We start from the raw sequence: 17,936 nt of genomic DNA on the forward strand, positions 1-17,936 counted from the left end.
TACGCCTGGCCCCAAGCATTTTAAAGCGGCAATGTATTTAGGGTTAAGCACCAGTCATTCATGATTTTATATGCCGGCATATTTTCCTCCCAATACAGTTTTAGGCATAAAGCAATAATAGTAGATAAAAACCTTTGAATCTCATATCTATTAGTTTTTGGGTTTTATGCTTTTATACTATTAATTTTCAACACAAGAAGCATCTCTAGGAATTGACGAATAATTAATTTCATGGTTAAATATTATTGCCGTCATAAAAATTCTAAAAACCCGGGTTTAGAGTATTTTCCACTATTTCGACGGAAGTTAACTTCATAATTCTCCGTACTGATCCAATCATTTCTTGAGGGAACTCCGCAATGATTTTATCATTACTTGAGCATTTTTATTGAATATTAAAAATAAATTGCTGAGGTGATGTTCTTGTTAAAATATGCGATTCTTTCAGTTTCACTTATTACCGTTATGGCTGGGGCTATCATTGCGCCCGCTGTTGGCTCAATTGCAGTTGCGTTCCCAAATGCATCTGGCTTTGAAATAAACTTATTAACTAGTTTACACGCAGCCTTTATGATCCCATTTGCTTTTGTATCAGGCTTTTTATGCCGTTATTTCTCAAAAAAGACTGTATTAATCATTGGTCTAGTTCTCTATTTAGTGGCTGGTCTCGGTGGTGGATTCGCCACAAACATGACATTCTTATTATTTACCCGCGCTCTTTTAGGGGTTTCTGTTGGTCTACTAATGCCGTTATCTACCACTCTCGTATCTGATTACTATGATGGAGAAAAACGCACAAGTATGATGGGACTTGTCAGTGCAGCTACCAATCTCGGAGCAATTATTGCCATTATGATATCCGGTATTCTAGCAATGCAAGGCTGGAGAGCAGCATTTTATGTCTATGGTATTGCTGCAATTGTCATGATCTTTGTAGTTGCTTTTCTTCCAAGAAAGACTCCTGACCCCGTAAAAGAAAATAAAACAGCAAAAACTTCTTTACCAAAATCTCAAATAGCGAAATATTCTATATTAATATTTCTAGTATTTGTTGTATTTTATTCAATTCCTTCAAATATGGCACTATTCCTTAGAGAAAATGGAGTTACTAATACTGGGATATCAGGTGTCATAATAGCAGCATGTTCACTTGGTGGATTTTTGGGTGGACTTACATTATCAGGGTTGAAGAAAAAAATTAAAAGTTTGTATGTTCCAGTCCAGGTAATGCTCTTGGGTATTGGTTTTGGATTGGTTGTATTTACTCAGCCATTAGTCACACTTGGAATTGGGGTATTAATCCTCGGTTTTGGATATGGAAGCCTCGTACCTGTAATCTTTGATGGTGTTTCAAAAGCGGCTACTGGTGCACAGGCAATGATTGCAATGGCAATTGTTCAAAGTTTTATCTATTTAGGTCAATTCAGTTCTCCGCACATTCATAGAATAGTGAGTACTTCTTTTGGAGACGATAGTGTCAATTACTCCTATACAGTGATGGCAATCGTATTACTGATTGTTGGATCTTTGCTCATTCTTAAATCACTGTATCAGCTGAAATTTGCCAAAGGTACTGAAATGCCAGTACCACAAAAGAAATCAATATAAAATTTAGATTTTCTAGGATAAAGGGTAACGAGAACATTTCAAGCCTTCTCGGCCCTTTTTTTTTTACTTAAAAGGATAGTAAATCGACTGTGACCACCAAAAATGGTGCTTCTATGTTTAATCCTATACCTTTCCTGATTTAGGCGAATGACTTCCTTCCTATGAAAAAGCCGATCTAATATGGCCGTGCTGATACCTTGGTCTCCATCCATTCTCCTCTTGCTCTGTTCCTTTTAGGGAAGTCAGTATGATTGAGCTTTGTTCATAAAGGCTGTAGATCAGATGAAAAAACAGGTTTGCTCCTTTGGTCCATAGCCATATCCATTAGATCGTCAGTAATGACATAATCTGCTTTCCAGATCCTTTTGAAGTGGGTTTGGGATTTGGACGGGTATTCCTTGGTCCCTGAGCACATGGACCAATTTCCCCATCGTTGAAAAGGTTATCTTGAACCCCTTCTGAATGGCTTCAGGGCCGAGTCCAATCACAATATGGATCTTATCCCACTCCTTGCGGTCATTGGTGAAAAAGTGTTCATTTCGATTTAGCAATAACTTTTGATATAAGTATAGCAGTTACACTACCTGATTGTAAACGTTTACATTTTACTAAGTTTAAAATTCCGGGGGACTGCTGCTACAATGTAATTGGAATCTACATCAAATACTCAAAAGCACTTCTAATAACATCCCCTCTGCTGATAATGCCAACCAAAACTCCATCATGTACAACAGGCAATTTCTTAATTTGCTTTTTTCCCAAAATGTATGCAATTCTCTCCATATCTTCATCCCAATTTACAGTATATACTGTTTTTTTGGCAACCTCCATCACATTATAATCAAGAATCTTCCTAGCTCTTTCTTCAAATTCGTCATCATCTCCTTGCAACACATTCACAAAGTAAAAGGCATTCAAAATATTTTCTTTGTGCTTTCCAATAAAGCGCATAATATCTCCATCACTTATATAACCAACTATTTCATTTCTATCGTTAACCACTGGAACTCCGCTAATTCCGTTTTCTATAAATTGTTGAATGACGGAACGTACCGTAGTATCTTCTTTTACTTTAATTACCCGTTTTTTCATAATTTCATTTGCTTTCATCTAATATCCCCCTTGGTGCCTGACCCCCGGCACTTTAAAGCGGTAGAAGAATGAGAGTCAGGCACTGTAATATACAACTATTCAAATCCTATTTACTCTTATTATAACAAACTTTTTAGAAAATTATAAAAAATATTACTTGTGACCAGGTTCCTGACCACAGGTACTTGAAAGCGGCAGAATCGTGGGGGGGGCAGAAACCTGAAAAAGGGGGAGCGAACTCACCGTAATAGATGAATCCCCTCCCCCTTTAAAGGTGAAGTGTTTAGCAGCTTCTTAATTGAGTTGTATTTGTATCATATCAATCTTTCTGTCCTCACTGATGGTAATTTGACAGATAAGCAGGAGGATCAGTCTTTACTTTTGATCTCTAGCCAGTGACTCTTGATAGATTTTTTTGAATGCCAGCACCGCATTGTGACCTCCAAAACCAAAACCATTTGAAATGGCAATATTCATCTTACTGCTAACGGCATGGTTCGGTACATAATTAAGATCACATTCAGGATCTGGATTTTGTAGATTAATGGTAGGAGGGGCAACCTCCTCTTCTATGCTTTTAAGCGTAATGATTGCTTCTACAGCACCTGCAGCACCAAACAAATGACCAGTCATTGATTTAGTGGAACTTACCTTTAAATCATATGCATGATTTCCGAATACCTCTTTGATTGCCTTGGTTTCTGATTTGTCTCCTTCAGGCGTACTTGTTCCATGAGCATTAATGTAATCCACTTCTTGAGGATCAAGATTAGCCATATCTAAAGCACGTTTCATTGCATTTGCAGCCCCATTGAAATCAGGAGAAGTGATATGATAAGCATCTGTTGAGGAACCATATCCAATTATTTCACCTAGAATATTTGCTCCACGTTTTATAGCATGTTCATACTCTTCTAGCAGTATGACCCCTGCCCCCTCTGACATAACAAATCCATCCCTCATTGCGTCAAATGGTTTACTCGCTTGTTCGGGAGTCTCATTTTGAGTTGACATGGCTCTCATTTTTGAGAACCCGCCGAAAGCGATCGGTGTTATGACTGCCTCGGATCCTCCTGCCAAGATTGCATCCGTATATCCATGAACGATGTTTAAATATGCTTCACCGATAGCTTGATTTCCAGTTGCACAAGCTGAAACCGGAGAATAGCTGGGACCTCTGAAACCTGTTTTAATTGCTATAATGCCAGGTGCGATATTACTGATCATCATTGGAATCATGAAAGGGGAAATTCGCTTCGGGCCCTTTTCTATCATTATCTTATGGTTGTTTAATAAAGTATTCAGTCCGCCAATCCCCGAGCCAATAAAAATCCCCATTCTATCTTTGTTAACATTCTCTAAATCGAGCTTAGATTGTTCTAAGGCTTGCATTGCAGCTGCATAAGCATATTGGACAAATAAATCATATTTGCCTAATTCTTTTCTTTCAAAATATTCCTCTCCGTTAAAATCGTCAACCACCCCGGCAATTCTGGTATTAATATCCTTGTATGCTTCATCTTCCAGCTTCTTTATTCCTGATTTTCCTTGTTTGATGTTGCCCCATAATGTTTCTACATCATTTCCTAAAGGGGAAACAACGCCGCTTCCTGTTACCACTACTCTTCGCTTCATTATATAACCTCCCATACTCAGTAGATTTCTACCTTACTGCCTTTCATCTTTCAAGAGTGAAACCTCCCCACTATTCAAATCTCCCATGAATAACGATGGAGGCTCTCCTCTGCATAGTTCTATTTAATAGAATGATTCTCAAGTAACTACTATATCAAATAGTCCTTTATTAATCACCGTCTTTCAAATAAACCTTGCTTTTGATCTTTAACCGCTAATTCCCGCACCTTGAAATGTTTCTTTTTCCCTGTTGCGGTATATGGCAATTCATCAATAAACCGGTAAAATCTTGGTTTTTTAAAATCAGCTAACATCAGATGGTCTGTACAATATTTATGCAAGTCATTTGCAGTTAAAGAGGGGTCTTCCCTTACAACATAAGCGACAACAGCTTCTCCTCTTAGATCATCCGGAACTCCCACTACCACTGATTCTTTAATCCCGGGATGTTGATTGAGAATTTCTTCAATCTGGACTGGGTGAATATTTTCACCTGATGATACAATCATATCATTCTTTCTGCCGACGATTGTCACGTACTCATCTTCATCCCAAGTACCCATATCCCCGATATAAATCCAACCCTTATAAAAGACTTTCTTGCTTGCCTCTTCTTTATTGATATAAGAATATGTCGTTTTCCCAGGAGCTTTGACTATTACTTCTCCAACCTCTTTATTATCTTTAGCGACCACATCATCTGGCTCTGCTTTGCGGTCAGGATACGTTTTCACAACTGCTACATCATCATCTGTACAGGCACGGCCCGCTGATCCGGACATACCAGGTAAGTCATACGGGCGGAGAAACGTGTTCCAAAAGGCTTCGGAAGTACCATATCCGTTAAAAATATTCGGCGTTAACGATTTTTGATACTTAATGCAGTCTTCTTTTTCCAAAGGGGCACCCATAGTCACAATCCCTTTTAATTCCGTTAAATCAGCCTTTTTCTTTCGTTGTACATTTTCAAGCATTTTGAGCATTGGCGGAGCACCAATTAAAAAAGAGATGCCGTATTTTTCTACATATTCTAAACATACCTTTGGATTGAAATACCTGAGGATGACAATTTCCCCTCCAATATATAAGGTTGGCGTAGGTCCTCCAGAGTGCAATCCTCCGCGATGAAACCATGGACTCATATTCATTGTTTTATCGACTGGACTTAGCGGAAAATGCATCGCAACATCATGAGCTGAGAGCACATCGTTAATATTATTTAAAGGTACACCTTTTGGACTTCCAGTCGTACCGGAAGTATAAATTCTTGTCGTTTCATCATATATGTGTGTTGGGCGATCATGTTTGGGGTTATCCATTGATTTCCCCTCAACATATTTAGAATAGTCTACATGGCCTTCAGGAACTGTAACTTCGCAAGTCATATCTACCAGTACGATTCTACGAGGCTTATGTTTAGACATCTCTAACGCCTTTTCCGCAGTTTCCTTGATCTCAGCATCATAGACAAACACTTCTGGTTTACTGTCATCAATGATTGAGGCTGTTTCTCCCGGCGAGAGACGGAAATTTATTGTACAATTGATTGCACCAATTTTCTGCGGTGCCAAATAACAGAAAACAAATTCGGCTGAATTCAGCAGTTGATACATGACTACATCATTCTTTCCTATTCCATCCTCTAATAAAGCATGAGCTAATTGATTTACCTCTTGATTCAATTCAGCATAGGTCCATGTACGATTACGTAATGGACAAGTCACAGCTGGCCGTGCTGAAAATCTATGAACATTACGTAAAAAACCCTTCATATAGGTAAACTCATATTCAAATGTATCTTTAAACATCGTGATATCGTATGTATATTGCCCCTTTTTTTCCATCCTTTAATTCTCCTTTTTCGGTATTAAATTTTTCAAAAAGCCTTTTAGTTAATTCTCATTATATTTACCAACTAGTAATACAGCGTTTTGCCCTCCGAATCCAAACGAATTTGACATCGCCACATTGACCTTACTTTTTCTAGCTTGGTTTGGAACAAAATCAAGATCACACTGAGGATCTGCTTGCACAAAATTTAACGTCGGCGGGATAATTCCTTCTTGAATAGCTTTGATACATGTGATGAGTTCGGTTACTCCACCAGCCCCCATTAAATGGCCAGTAGCCCCTTTTGTCGAACTAACTGGAATATGTTTAGCTGATTCACCAAACACCGATTTAATTGCCATTGTTTCAATTTGGTCGCCCAACGGTGTTGATGTTCCATGCGCATTGATATAATCCACCTCAGAAGGCTTTAAATCTGCCTGATCTAATGCCTTTTGCATACAGAAGATGGCTCCTCGGCCATTTGGTTCGGGGGAGGTAATATGGTGAGCATCCGTACTATTTCCATAGCCTAATAATTCCGCTTTAATGTCGGCGTCCCTTCCTTCTGCGAACTCTAATAATTCAAGGACCACCGCTCCTCCTCCTTCACCCATCACAAAACCATCCCGATTTATGTCAAAGGGGCGGCTTGCCTTTTCCGGATGGTCATTTTGGGTTGATAATGCACGCGCAGAGGCAAGCCCGGCATCCATCAAACTGCATAGAATCGATTCAGCACCTACAGCAACTACAACATCAACTTGTCCTGATTTCAAAAGCATTGAAGCCATTCCAATAGCATCTGCTCCAGACGAACAGGCAGTATTCACAGTATAACTCGGCCCTGTAAAATTAAAATAAATACCAATTTGAGCTGCTGCGATATTCCCCAATATTTTAGGTACAAAAAATGGACTAACTCTATAATTACCACTCTGAGTAATCTGTTCCTGTGTTTCAGTAAGGGTAGAAATACCTGCTAAAGATGTGCCTACAACTATTCCAACCCGCTCCGGATCAGCTTTCAAATTACTATCAGCTATAGCCTCTTTTGCTGCTATTAAAGCAAATTGCATAAATATATCTGTTTGCCGCACTAACTTTTTCGGTAAATAATCCGTTGCAATATAATTCTTTACTTCCGCTGCAATCTTGACCGGCACATTCTTAGTATCAAAACGACTGATAAAGGATATGCCGCTTTTGCCTAACTTAAGGTTTTTCCAAAAGGAAGAAACATCATTTCCTAAAGGGGTAATTGCACCCATACCTGTCACTACTATGCGCTCTTTGGACATTCCTATATTGCCTCCTTGGCTTATAAATTCACTTATCACTTAAACTTGCCACTTATCAACCATTAACTCCCAAAGTTCAGGATGGCTCTTTTTAAGATTCATCGGAAGTCCTTTTTGATTAGCATATGCATGTGACGTCATTCCATACGCAGCTAACTCTCCATCTTGTTTAATCAATTGATATTCAAATGTCAGCCTCGTACGAGTTAAAGATGCCAATGACGTACGTATGGAAATGCGTTCTAAAGGCCGCAACATCTTTTTGTATTGACAATCTGCCTTTAAGCAAACTAGTGAAATTCCCCTAGCATGGAAGGTTTCCATGTATGGAAAGCCATGAAAAGCAAGCAGATGCATATACGAGTTGGTGAACCACTCAAAATTCTTCGCATAATATGAGATCCCCGCTGCATCACAATCTCCCCAATGAACAATCATTTCATTTTCGCAGCTAACCTGTAAACTTGTCATTTGTCAACCCCCTTTTCTACTATTCATTTCTGGATGAAGAATAGTATAGAATATCTTGATCAGTGGAAATCACCGAGGTTGCAAATACTTATATTCCTTAGTTTATTCCCTAGTTTAATTAATTCGCTAATATACTAGCATATATTCAAATTTAGTTGAAACTGCATGTAAACGTAAACACCTCAGAAAATCTTGACTCTGATTCAGATTTTGCCACTTTTCTCTCAAACAATATAGAAATACCCATTCCATAAATTAAAGATTAGCTAAAACACGAAAGTGCTGCCGCAAAGCAATTCTAATTGTGCCGGACGTTAAACTGTGAATCTAATGTAAAATACTATTCATTACATTTAATATAACTTTCCAGTAAATTGACTGTATTAATTTTTGGGTATACTAATAAAGCCTATTCAAGAGCTAAACGAACTCTGAATAGGCTTTTTTAAATTCTACTTCAAAACCTTGTTTATTTATGATACGGTTGATAGTAACTCCCTCTAAGGAGAAAAGGCTCCTCTAAATACCTGCCTTCTCGAATATACTCAAAGTGAACCAGAGGAACCGTCCCCGAGGCTTACCAATGCAATTAGCGGATGGCCCGGTTCAAGTCCGCCCACTTCTATTAGGGTTGCTTCAATCCCTTGCTTTCGGATCATTTCCTGTAGCTTGACCGCTTCTTCATCACCTTGGTAATCGTACTGCAAGGCCGCGGCGATTGCTTTTGCGAGATGGATCGGCTGTCCACCTAGAAGTTCAACGTATTGTCTGGCTGGGCTAATCAGTCGGTCATTCGGACCAAGCTTTCGAAGGGGGCCTCTTGCTACTCGAGTGATTTCGTCCGAAATATGAATGTTTTGGAAACGAGACAATATTTGTGCAATATAGGCACTATGTTCATTTTCATCAAAGCCATATTTCTCCACTAACACTGCACCGGATTCCTTTAAGGCATTTTCTACGTTGGTATAGATTTCGTTATTTTCCATTGCTTCCATGATGGTATTTAATCCATGCTTATAACCAAGATAGGCCGCTACCGCGTGACCCGTATTCACAGTAAATAGCTTTCTTTCAATATAAGCACTTAGATTATCTACGTAATGAATTCCCTCTACCGCTGGATTGCCACCAACCGTTTTTGTTTGATCGACTACCCATTCATAAAAAGGTTCGACGGCAACCTTAAGCTTATCTTCATTGGTTTGATTTGGGACAATACGGTCAACTGCCGCATCTGGAAAGCCAAAGTATTCATCAAATAACTCTACGTCAGATGCATCAATCTTTTGATAAACTTGCTCTTTTAAAAAGGAGCTGGCTCCAATCATATTTTCACAAGCTATAATATTTAAAGGCTGTTTCAATCCCTGGATGCGCTTCATTAAACCACTGGCAATCACCTCTGCAATCAATGGTAAAATCGTTGGACCAACCGCAGTTGTCACAAGATCTGCTTTTGCAATATGATCAATGACATCTTCCTTATGAGTCATACTATTAATCGCAAAAACCTGATCTACCTCCATTTCTTCTGAATTTTCATCTGCTAAAACAACCCGGTACTTTTTTCTTTCATTTAAAAGGTCGACAACTTCCTTATTTACATCTACAAAACAAACCTTATATCCTGACTTGTTCAGCAAGCTTCCGATAAAACCTCTGCCAATATTTCCCGCTCCAAAATGTACAGCTAGCATCTAGTTCACCTCATTAAAAAGACTTAAAATCTCTTCTGCTGATTTAGCATGAATCATATCCGTAACATTTTCTTCCTCCGAGCAAACAATCGCAATTTGAGAAAGTATTTCTAAATGCTCATTATTCTTACCTGCAATCCCAATCAATACCTTAGCAATGTTCCCATTTCCAAAGTCCACTCCATCTGGAGCTAAAACAATTGATATGCCAGGTGAACGAACGGCCGACTTGGCGTCTTCCGTCCCGTGTGGAATAGCAACAAAATTCCCCATGTACGTGGAAGTCAGTTCTTCGCGTTCCAACATTTTTTCTATATATTCTTGTTCAACATAACCGTTATTTACTAAAATTTGCCCGGTATATCGAATGGCCTCTTCTTTATTTTTCAGCTTTGCATTTAATACAATATTTTCTTCAGATAAGACTGGTATCATTTCGATCGACTCCTAATTTCCTTCAATTTTATGTCAAAATAGCTGTTTAGTTCATGAGTAAGATAAGAAACGATATCTTCTTTACTCTCTTCTTCCATTTGTTGAATGGACTCTTTATCGCGAATAATCAACGCACTAATCTGGCTCAGAATCTCTAACGCTTGATCATTGATATTCTGGGGGGCAAGCATAACCAATATCGTTTTTACTAGAATCTTTGTTTTATCCATCGTCTCAATGATGATTGGTTCTTGTAAACGATAGAGAGTAAAAGAAGGATTTGTCACAAACCTACTTCTTGTGTGAAACAACGCTAACCTAGTACCTGGAATACCTAAACCACCGGAACGTTCACGCTCCATCAGCTCTTTTACAACCATTTCCGGGTTTTCAATAATATTCTTATCCCTTTCCCTTTTACACGCTAGTTCAAGAACAGCTTTTTTCGTGAGGTTTTCCCTAATCTCCACTAAGTCGATGCCTTCCAAAAGGGTCAAAATCGCAGCGGAATAATTTTGGATCAGTCGCAGTTCCTCTACCACTTTACGGTTGTGCACGCTTTCTTCCGATTGCTGATCATTGACAATGTCTGTATTCTTTATTACCAATGAATGTGTTTTTAAATACGACCGGATTTTCTCTGTCTCAGCTTCCGATAACATCGGGCTAACAAGAATATAATTCCCTTCAAAGTTTTTTAAAGGTATGGTGGAAATAATGACATCATATTTACTTAATTCATCCCCCTTTAAATCAAAGAGGGAAATGTTTTGGATCTGCTTCAGGCCAGGAATTTCCTGGCGTAGTTTAGTGGCTAATATTTTTGACGTACCAATTCCGCTTGAACAAACTACTAAGGCACGTACATCCTCATTTTCATCTTTCCCAATCAGAGCAGAAGCAAAATGCATTACTAAAAATCCAATTTCCTCCTTAGGTACGATCAGCTGAGGAAAAACCTTTTGAACCCCTTGTTCAATTATGCAAAAAAGCTCATGATAATCTGTTTCTATTTTTTCAAGCAGGGGGTTAGTTATCCCCATATTTTGTCGAATCCGATAAATAGCTGGTCTAAGATGAACAACTAATCCTTGAAATAAGGAAAGATTCTTCGTCAATTCAAGGTGTAATTCCTCGCCAACGAATTGAATCAATTGTTGCGTTTTTATCCCTATTTGAAAGCTTGACTCCTCTAACGAATACTCTTGATGATTCCGAAGCTTGGCTCCCATTAGGTGCATCGTGATGTAGCCTATTTCACTTTCAGGGATGGTAATTTGAAATATTCCTTCCAACCCTACAGTGATTTCCCGTGCCGCTTGAAATTCTTTTGTTTGAATTAATTCGTCTAAATATTCTTGATCAAAGTGAATATTTTCCCCTTGCTGAATTCGCTCAATCGCTAATGTTAAATGAACAACAAGACCAATATATGCACTATCTGCAATGGGATATGGCAAGCAATTTCTAATCTTCTCGACTTGCTTTTCAATAATAAGAAGCTTTTTCTTGTCAACAAGACCGAGCAATCGATCTGTTAATGTATTCACGGTTTGTAATGACCTTTTTTGAATGTTTTGTTTAATAAGTGAAAGGAACTCCACTTCATCCAAATGATTTAACACTAGGCTACTCATCGCCCGTCTTTTCCCAGCCTCCGAGCCCTCTATTTCAACCCCGTATCCTCTTTTTCGAATGACAGAGAGGCCATATGAGGTAAGGCGTTCCTCGACTTTCGTTAAATCATTGCTGATGGTGGCAATCGTTACATGTAAATCATAGGCTAATGCCATTAGCTTTAAAGGCTCCTTTGCTTCAAGAAGCGCAGATAGAATAATGGTCTGGCGATCTTCCGGGGTATATTCATTATGGTCGAGATTAAATAGATGAAGCTGTAATTTCGTTTTCATCTCTTCGCTACCGACCAACTGAATTCCTATTCCAGATGTTTTTTTCAGAGTGAGATTATAGTCTTTTAGGATATACTCGATTCCTTTTAAATCCCGATGAATCGTACGAGGACTCACATCCAACTCATTCGCCAAATCAGCGATCGTCACTTCTGCCTCTTGTAAAAGGAGAATATCAAGGATTTTCTTTTCGCGAGCTGCAATATATATCGCCTTCACCCCTTTCACTCATTGTCACTACTTACCATTAGTTGTTGACAAGACTTTATATATATAACCTTCACTTATATAGTAATGTGTCCAAACCCCATTCTCAACAAAAGTAAAATTCATTTTCGTCAAAACGGCTGTTGTCATGATTTAAAAAGAATTGAAAATAACCAATAAAAAAAAGGCAGTTATCCCAAATGGGCCTGACCTCCTAAACCAATCAATAGGATCAATTGGATCTGGGATCTGACCCCCTAATTTCGGGACAACCTCTCCTAGACTTTTTAGCTATGTTTCTTTAAATCTTCTATTAATTCATCGTATTTCGGACTGTTCAAGAAATTCTCGACTGAAATATGATTTGCATTTGGAACCTTTGCTTTCGCACGATCCGTTAAATCCTTGTGTGTGATCACGATGTCAGCATCCTCTGGAAGATTATTAATGGATTTATTCGATACATCGATATCCAACTCTGCCTTCTTCACCTTATTTCGAAGAATAGATGCTCCCATTGCACTTGAACCCATACCTGCGTCACATGCAAAAATGATTTTTTGCACATTCTTGTAATTAGTATTTGCTCCTAAGGAATCCACTACGTCACTTTTTTTTCCTTTTAATTGTTGCACTTTTGCTGTTGCATCCGTTAATTCTCCGCCGTCTTCCTTATTTTTGCTAGTTTTTAAGATAAGCGAAGCAATAATGAAAGATACTGCCGCTGCAACAAAAACGCCAAGTAATACTGCGAGGTGGTCGCCTCTTGGTGTCATTGCCATATAAGCAAATATACTTCCCGGAGATGGCGGTGCCACTAAACCTGCATTGAAAATGGAGAATGTTGCTACCCCGCTTATTCCACCAGCAATGGCCGCTAAAATTAAGATTGGTTTCATTAAAATATAAGGGAAATAAATTTCATGAATTCCACCTAAGAAATGGATAACCACTGCTCCTGGTGCTGATTGTTTCGCTACTCCCTTACCAAATAACCAAATGGCTAATAAAATACCAAGTCCCGGACCCGGATTCGTTTCAAGCATGAATAGTATCGATTTTCCTGTTTCAGATGCTTGCTCCACACCTAATGGGCTAAGAATCCCATGGTTAATCGCATTATTTAAGAACAGAACCTTTGCTGGTTCAATGAAAATGTTTGCTAATGGAAGTAATCCGGCATTTACAATTAGTTCTACCCCTGCTGCTAATGCCTTATTTAATCCCAAAACAACTGGGCCAATTGCTTTAAAAGCAAGTAATGTTAAAATACCTGCCAAAATACCTGCAGAGAAGTTATTAACGAGCATTTCAAACCCTTGACGAACTTTTCCTTGAATCAATTGGTCAAACCTTTTGATCACCCAGCCACCTAATGGCCCCATGATCATGGCACCTAGGAACATCGGAATATCCGCACCGACAATAACCCCCATCGTTGCAGTAGCACCCACCACTCCACCACGTTCTCCATAAATCATTTTACCGCCCGTATAACCAATTAATAATGGTAGCAAGTAAGTAATCATTGGCCCCACAAGCTGAGCTAACGATTCATTTGGCAACCAGCCTGTCGGAATGAAAAGCGCAGTAATGATCCCCCATGCAATAAACGCACCAATATTCGGCATAATCATGCCACTTAAATAACTACCAAATCTTTGAATCTTCACACGAAAATCTTTATTTGATTCTTCCGTTTTATTAGACATTATTTCTACCCCCTTAGTATTTTTTTACTATTTATAATTACACTTTTAATACTAAAGCGCTTTCACTTAAGGGGCAATTGAAAGAAATGTCTATTTTGTCATACACAAAGTTGTCAAATTCAAATAAGGGACATAGATGATAGACTCTCCTCACTGAGTCTATGAAGAGAGTAAATCAGAGGTTATTGGACAAGGGCTATACACTGCTCATATGGAGCAATCGATGGTTATTGATGCACCTATACTCTTAACATTTTGTGCTGACTTTAATTTCTTCTTAAGTTCTTTGTCCTTTGAGACGATAATCGAATACGTTTGCATATTACCACTTGAGGAGGCACGAATTCCCGCCTCTAAAATTTGATCCAGTAGATTCTGACTTATTTCCCTATCTTCATATTCTCGAATGGATCTGTGCCCCTGTATAACTTCATTCAATTCCACAATAATCCTCCTAAATATCTGTTTTAGACAAAGGGACGATTCCGCTGTCTCACCAAATTACATATTTTAATAATTTTTGAGCCACTGGAACTCTTTCCGCGTTTCGAAAGGTACGTCCCCATATGGCATGAAATCCGCCCTGGCGGTCCTACAGGAAGATCTCTTCGCCTTCATTCAATTCCTTCACTTTTTCAAACACACCTTTCGCTACAGCCAAGTCAAAATGAGCTGCTCCGACTGATTTAAAAATAGTGATATCCTCAAATCTACGTTCGACCTGATTCGCGTGAAGTTCAGCTAATGTTCCGGAGAGCTGATCGAATGACCATTTCCCTCGTTGCACTGCATCAATAAATTCTCCGCCCTCCGTTGTAATCCCTTCATAATCATCTGCATAAATCAATGCTGCTCTTTCAATCGCACCTAACGGGATTTCACGCATTTCGGGTAAGTAACTACCTACGCCGATGATATGGGTCCCTGCTTTTACATAATCAGCATTAAATACTTCTTCAGTTGACCGGGTCGCGCAGCAAATGACATCAGACTGAACTACTGCTTCGTTCCGGTCGACACCGGTATGAATCGTGGCGGTCACGCCGGCTTCTTTGAGCTTTTCGCTGAATGTGAATGTCTTTTCAATGGAACGATTGATTAAGTAGATGTCTTGAATCGGCAACACGTTTACTAGTCCTAGTACCTGCTCAAACGCCATTCCGCCTGTTCCGATGACGGTCAACACTTGGCTGTCAGGCCTGGCGAGATGGCGGGCTGAAATGGCACTTAATGCGCCTGTTCTCAATCTTGTCAGGTAAGATGCGGATAGTAAGCTTATATGTCTTCCTGTTTCGAGTTCTGTGAGTAAAATGGCTCCCTGTGTGGTCGGAAGATTAGCTGAGCTGTTATCAGGAAAAATCGAGACAATTTTGGTCGCTGCCATGGACGTTCCATCCGAACTTGGCATATAGAGAACTGAACCGTTGCTTTCAGGGACATTCAGTACCGTCCGCTGTGGATTATCAACGTGCCCTTGATGAATGGCCACTAACATGGCTTCGACATCTCGAATGGCATCTTCGATTTTATAGATGGATTGGATCAGTTGTTCGTTCAGTATAAGCATATAGAATCCCTCCTTTTATGGAAAAACTCGGCCAAATTATTTGGCCGAGCTAATTTTACCTGTCATCACAGTTTGTTCAACGCGGCTTTTCACTGCCCAAATGGCAATCAATGACACCAGAGCAGTAAACATGATGTAGAGTGCAACCGGTACGTAGGAATTATCGAATGATGCGAGCAGCGCAGTGGCAACGAGTGGCGCTGTACCACCAGCAACTGCGGCACCAATTTGATAACCTAGTGAAACACCAGTATAACGAACTTTTGCATCAAAGATTTCGGAGAACATCGTTCCAAGTACAGCCGTAATTGGAGCCCAAATAATACCCAAGCCGATAATCGTCGCTACAACCAACATTAGTACACTGCCTTGATGAATCATCCAAAAGTATGGGAAAGCAAAAGCCATCATCGCTAATGTACCGACGATATACATTTTCTTACGGCCAACGCGGTCTGATAGACTTCCCATGATTGGAATGAGGATCGTAGTAATAACAGTTGAAACCATAACAGCACCTAACACAGCGGAGCGGCTGAATCCAAGAGTGCTTGTACCATATGAAACAATGAACGTACTGAAAATATAGAATGGAGCTGTCTCAACCACTTTCGCACCGATTGTGATCAGCACTTCTTTCCAGTAATAACGAAGTGTATCGGCGATTGGCAACTTTGGAATCTCGCCTTTTTCTTTCACTTTCTTGAATTCAGGTGTCTCATCGATTCCTTTTCGAATCCATAATCCAAAGATGACGAGTAATGCACTTAAGATGAATGGCACGCGCCAGCCCCAAGTCATAAATTGTTGCTCTGGTAATAAGCTCATGATCCAAAGGGCGAGTGTACCTATCACCATTCCGATCGTAACACCCATTTGTGGAATAGAGCCGAAGAATCCTCTGCGTTCTGGTGGAGCATACTCAGTTGCAAGCAACAGAGCTCCTCCCCATTCTCCGCCGATTCCAAGTCCTTGGATTAGACGAAGCGTAATCAAAATGATCGGTGCAGCTACACCAATAGCTTGATATGTAGGCAGAATCCCCATCGCAATAGTCGCAGCACCCATTAAGCTCAATGTTAAAACGAGTGTTTTCTTTCGGCCGATTCGATCCCCGATATGACTAAAAATAATTCCTCCAAATGGCCTGATAAAAAACGAAAGTGCAAACGATGCATACGCAAGTAACAATCCTACTGTTGGATCCTCATTTACAAAGAATAATTGGTTAAATACAAGTGCAGCCATTGTTCCATATAGAAAATAGTCAAACCATTCAATGGAACTGCCTACAAGGCTGGCAATCAATACACGCCAAGTCGTTTTTTTATCTAATTGTTGCATTTACTCTTCCTCCCCTTTTAAAATTGAAGTGACACTTCAATTAAATATTAGATAGTAGTTAATTTTCTGTCAACTATGTTCAATTTGACACAATCTTTATCTAAGGGAAAGAAATGAATAGGAAGGTGGGGGCGTTCTATGAATGGTGCACGACTGAAAGAAATTCGCAAAGAGAAAAAATTGACCTTGAGAGAACTTGCAGAAGGGGCTGGTGTATCCATTAGTTTTCTGTCACAAGTCGAACGCGGAAAATCCAGTGTCACACTAGAGTCACTGCGAAAAATTTCTGAAGTTCTCGGTGTCAACCCAAGTATCTTTTTCTCAAGCAACAATGAGCGTATAAGTGAACCTTCATTTCATTATCAGGATCTGACTCAACAAGTCCCAAACCCAGATTTCCATCCCATACTTGTCACTCTCCCAGCAAACCAAAGTGAAGGACAACCCTTTGCACACAGCGGACACGAATTTGTCTATGTTATAGAAGGAACTTTGACCCTGCAAATAGGTATAAAAATGATCGAACTGCAACAAGGAGAATCCTGGTTCTTTTCAGCCAGCGAAACACACTATTGGTACAATCATACAGTTCAGACGATCCGGTTCTTGGTTGTCTCCTCCAGGTAAGGGAGACACAGCATACACGATTCTCTTATTTCAAAACATCTTTTCAATGGATCATAAATGGTAATTTTCACAAAGTCCTCTGTTATTTCATTAAAATCAGAAATTTGTCTTACCTGGGCATATGACCTTTTGAGGGCTGTTACCATTTCAGCAGATACGGTGTCTTTTAATACCGCACCACTTCTGGTGCAAGCAATAACGCTATGTTCAAGACTAATTTCTTCAAGTAATTGAATAATTCCCAACCCTAATTTGTTACTAAGCAACGATTCATACACGAATTCACCATTAAATCACCTCTAACCTTAATAAGCAAATTGCCGTCGTCACATCTGTCTAATTGTAAATAAATTTCCAAATGTATGGAGCCACCTTTAACTGGGTATTTACTTTTTTGGCTCTAAATAAGAAAGATGATTAAACTGAAAATTACGATACTATTTACGCAACACTAGTGAAATAATATATAATTTAAAAATATTAATTACATCATCAAC

General features: G+C 39.3%; 14 protein-coding genes and 1 pseudogene. 2 read left to right on the plus strand and 13 right to left on the minus strand.

Features of this window, described 5'->3' with window-relative positions; genetic code table 11:
* Positions 1-423: 423 nt before the first annotated feature.
* A complete protein-coding gene (locus tag NCCP133_RS06710; protein ID WP_264804159.1) occupies positions 424-1,608 on the plus strand; it encodes an MFS transporter in 1,185 nt (394 codons plus the stop codon).
* Positions 1,609-1,646: 38 nt separating this feature from the next.
* Here the strand turns inward: NCCP133_RS06710 and NCCP133_RS21955 are convergent.
* From NCCP133_RS21955 to NCCP133_RS06775, 13 genes and pseudogenes are all read right to left on the minus strand, one after another.
* Positions 1,647-2,108, minus strand: a pseudogene (locus tag NCCP133_RS21955) (ATP-binding protein); the annotation flags it as partial.
* Between the two features lie 154 nt (positions 2,109-2,262).
* Positions 2,263-2,718 carry a CBS domain-containing protein gene (locus NCCP133_RS06720; protein WP_264804160.1) on the minus strand — a complete coding sequence of 152 codons (456 nt, stop codon included), beginning with the start codon at positions 2,716-2,718 and terminating at the stop codon, positions 2,263-2,265.
* A gap of 357 nt (positions 2,719-3,075) precedes the next feature.
* Positions 3,076-4,335, minus strand: coding sequence for a beta-ketoacyl-ACP synthase II (gene fabF, locus NCCP133_RS06725; protein ID WP_264804161.1), 1,260 nt, complete (start codon positions 4,333-4,335; stop codon positions 3,076-3,078).
* Positions 4,336-4,508: 173 nt separating this feature from the next.
* Entirely contained in the window at positions 4,509-6,179 is a 1,671-nt protein-coding gene (locus NCCP133_RS06730; RefSeq protein WP_264804162.1) for a class I adenylate-forming enzyme family protein, read from the minus strand.
* 48 nt (positions 6,180-6,227) lie between these two features.
* Positions 6,228-7,466, minus strand: coding sequence for a beta-ketoacyl-ACP synthase II (gene fabF, locus NCCP133_RS06735; RefSeq protein WP_264804163.1), 1,239 nt, complete (start codon positions 7,464-7,466; stop codon positions 6,228-6,230).
* A 39-nt stretch (positions 7,467-7,505) separates the two neighbouring features.
* Positions 7,506-7,937: an acyl-CoA thioesterase gene (locus tag NCCP133_RS06740; RefSeq protein WP_264804164.1), complete on the minus strand. Its 432-nt coding sequence runs from the start codon at positions 7,935-7,937 to the stop codon at positions 7,506-7,508.
* Between the two features lie 545 nt (positions 7,938-8,482).
* A complete protein-coding gene (locus NCCP133_RS06745; protein WP_264804165.1) occupies positions 8,483-9,637 on the minus strand; it encodes a mannitol-1-phosphate 5-dehydrogenase in 1,155 nt (384 codons plus the stop codon).
* Entirely contained in the window at positions 9,638-10,072 is a 435-nt protein-coding gene (locus NCCP133_RS06750; protein WP_264804166.1) for a PTS sugar transporter subunit IIA, read from the minus strand.
* Entirely contained in the window at positions 10,069-12,201 is a 2,133-nt protein-coding gene (locus tag NCCP133_RS06755; protein WP_309298041.1) for a BglG family transcription antiterminator, read from the minus strand. The genes NCCP133_RS06750 and NCCP133_RS06755 overlap by 4 nt, the downstream gene beginning before the upstream one ends.
* Before the next feature lie 275 nt (positions 12,202-12,476).
* Positions 12,477-13,901: a PTS mannitol transporter subunit IICB gene (locus NCCP133_RS06760; protein WP_264804167.1), complete on the minus strand. Its 1,425-nt coding sequence runs from the start codon at positions 13,899-13,901 to the stop codon at positions 12,477-12,479.
* Between the two features lie 207 nt (positions 13,902-14,108).
* Positions 14,109-14,345 (minus strand): nitroreductase family protein, encoded by a 237-nt coding sequence (locus NCCP133_RS06765; RefSeq protein WP_264804168.1) that lies wholly within the window; start codon positions 14,343-14,345, stop codon positions 14,109-14,111.
* A gap of 148 nt (positions 14,346-14,493) precedes the next feature.
* Positions 14,494-15,468, minus strand: coding sequence for an ornithine cyclodeaminase family protein (locus tag NCCP133_RS06770; RefSeq protein WP_264804169.1), 975 nt, complete (start codon positions 15,466-15,468; stop codon positions 14,494-14,496).
* A 36-nt stretch (positions 15,469-15,504) separates the two neighbouring features.
* Positions 15,505-16,812 (minus strand): MFS transporter, encoded by a 1,308-nt coding sequence (locus NCCP133_RS06775; protein WP_264804170.1) that lies wholly within the window; start codon positions 16,810-16,812, stop codon positions 15,505-15,507.
* 138 nt (positions 16,813-16,950) lie between these two features.
* On the opposite strand from NCCP133_RS06775, the gene NCCP133_RS06780 reads away from it, so the two are divergent.
* Positions 16,951-17,439, plus strand: a complete 489-nt coding sequence (locus NCCP133_RS06780; RefSeq protein ID WP_264804171.1) for a helix-turn-helix domain-containing protein — start codon at positions 16,951-16,953, stop codon at positions 17,437-17,439.
* Positions 17,440-17,936: the final 497 nt, after the last annotated feature.

Source organism: Cytobacillus sp. NCCP-133, assembly GCF_026011715.1.
Lineage (GTDB): Bacteria > Bacillota > Bacilli > Bacillales > Cytobacillaceae > Cytobacillus.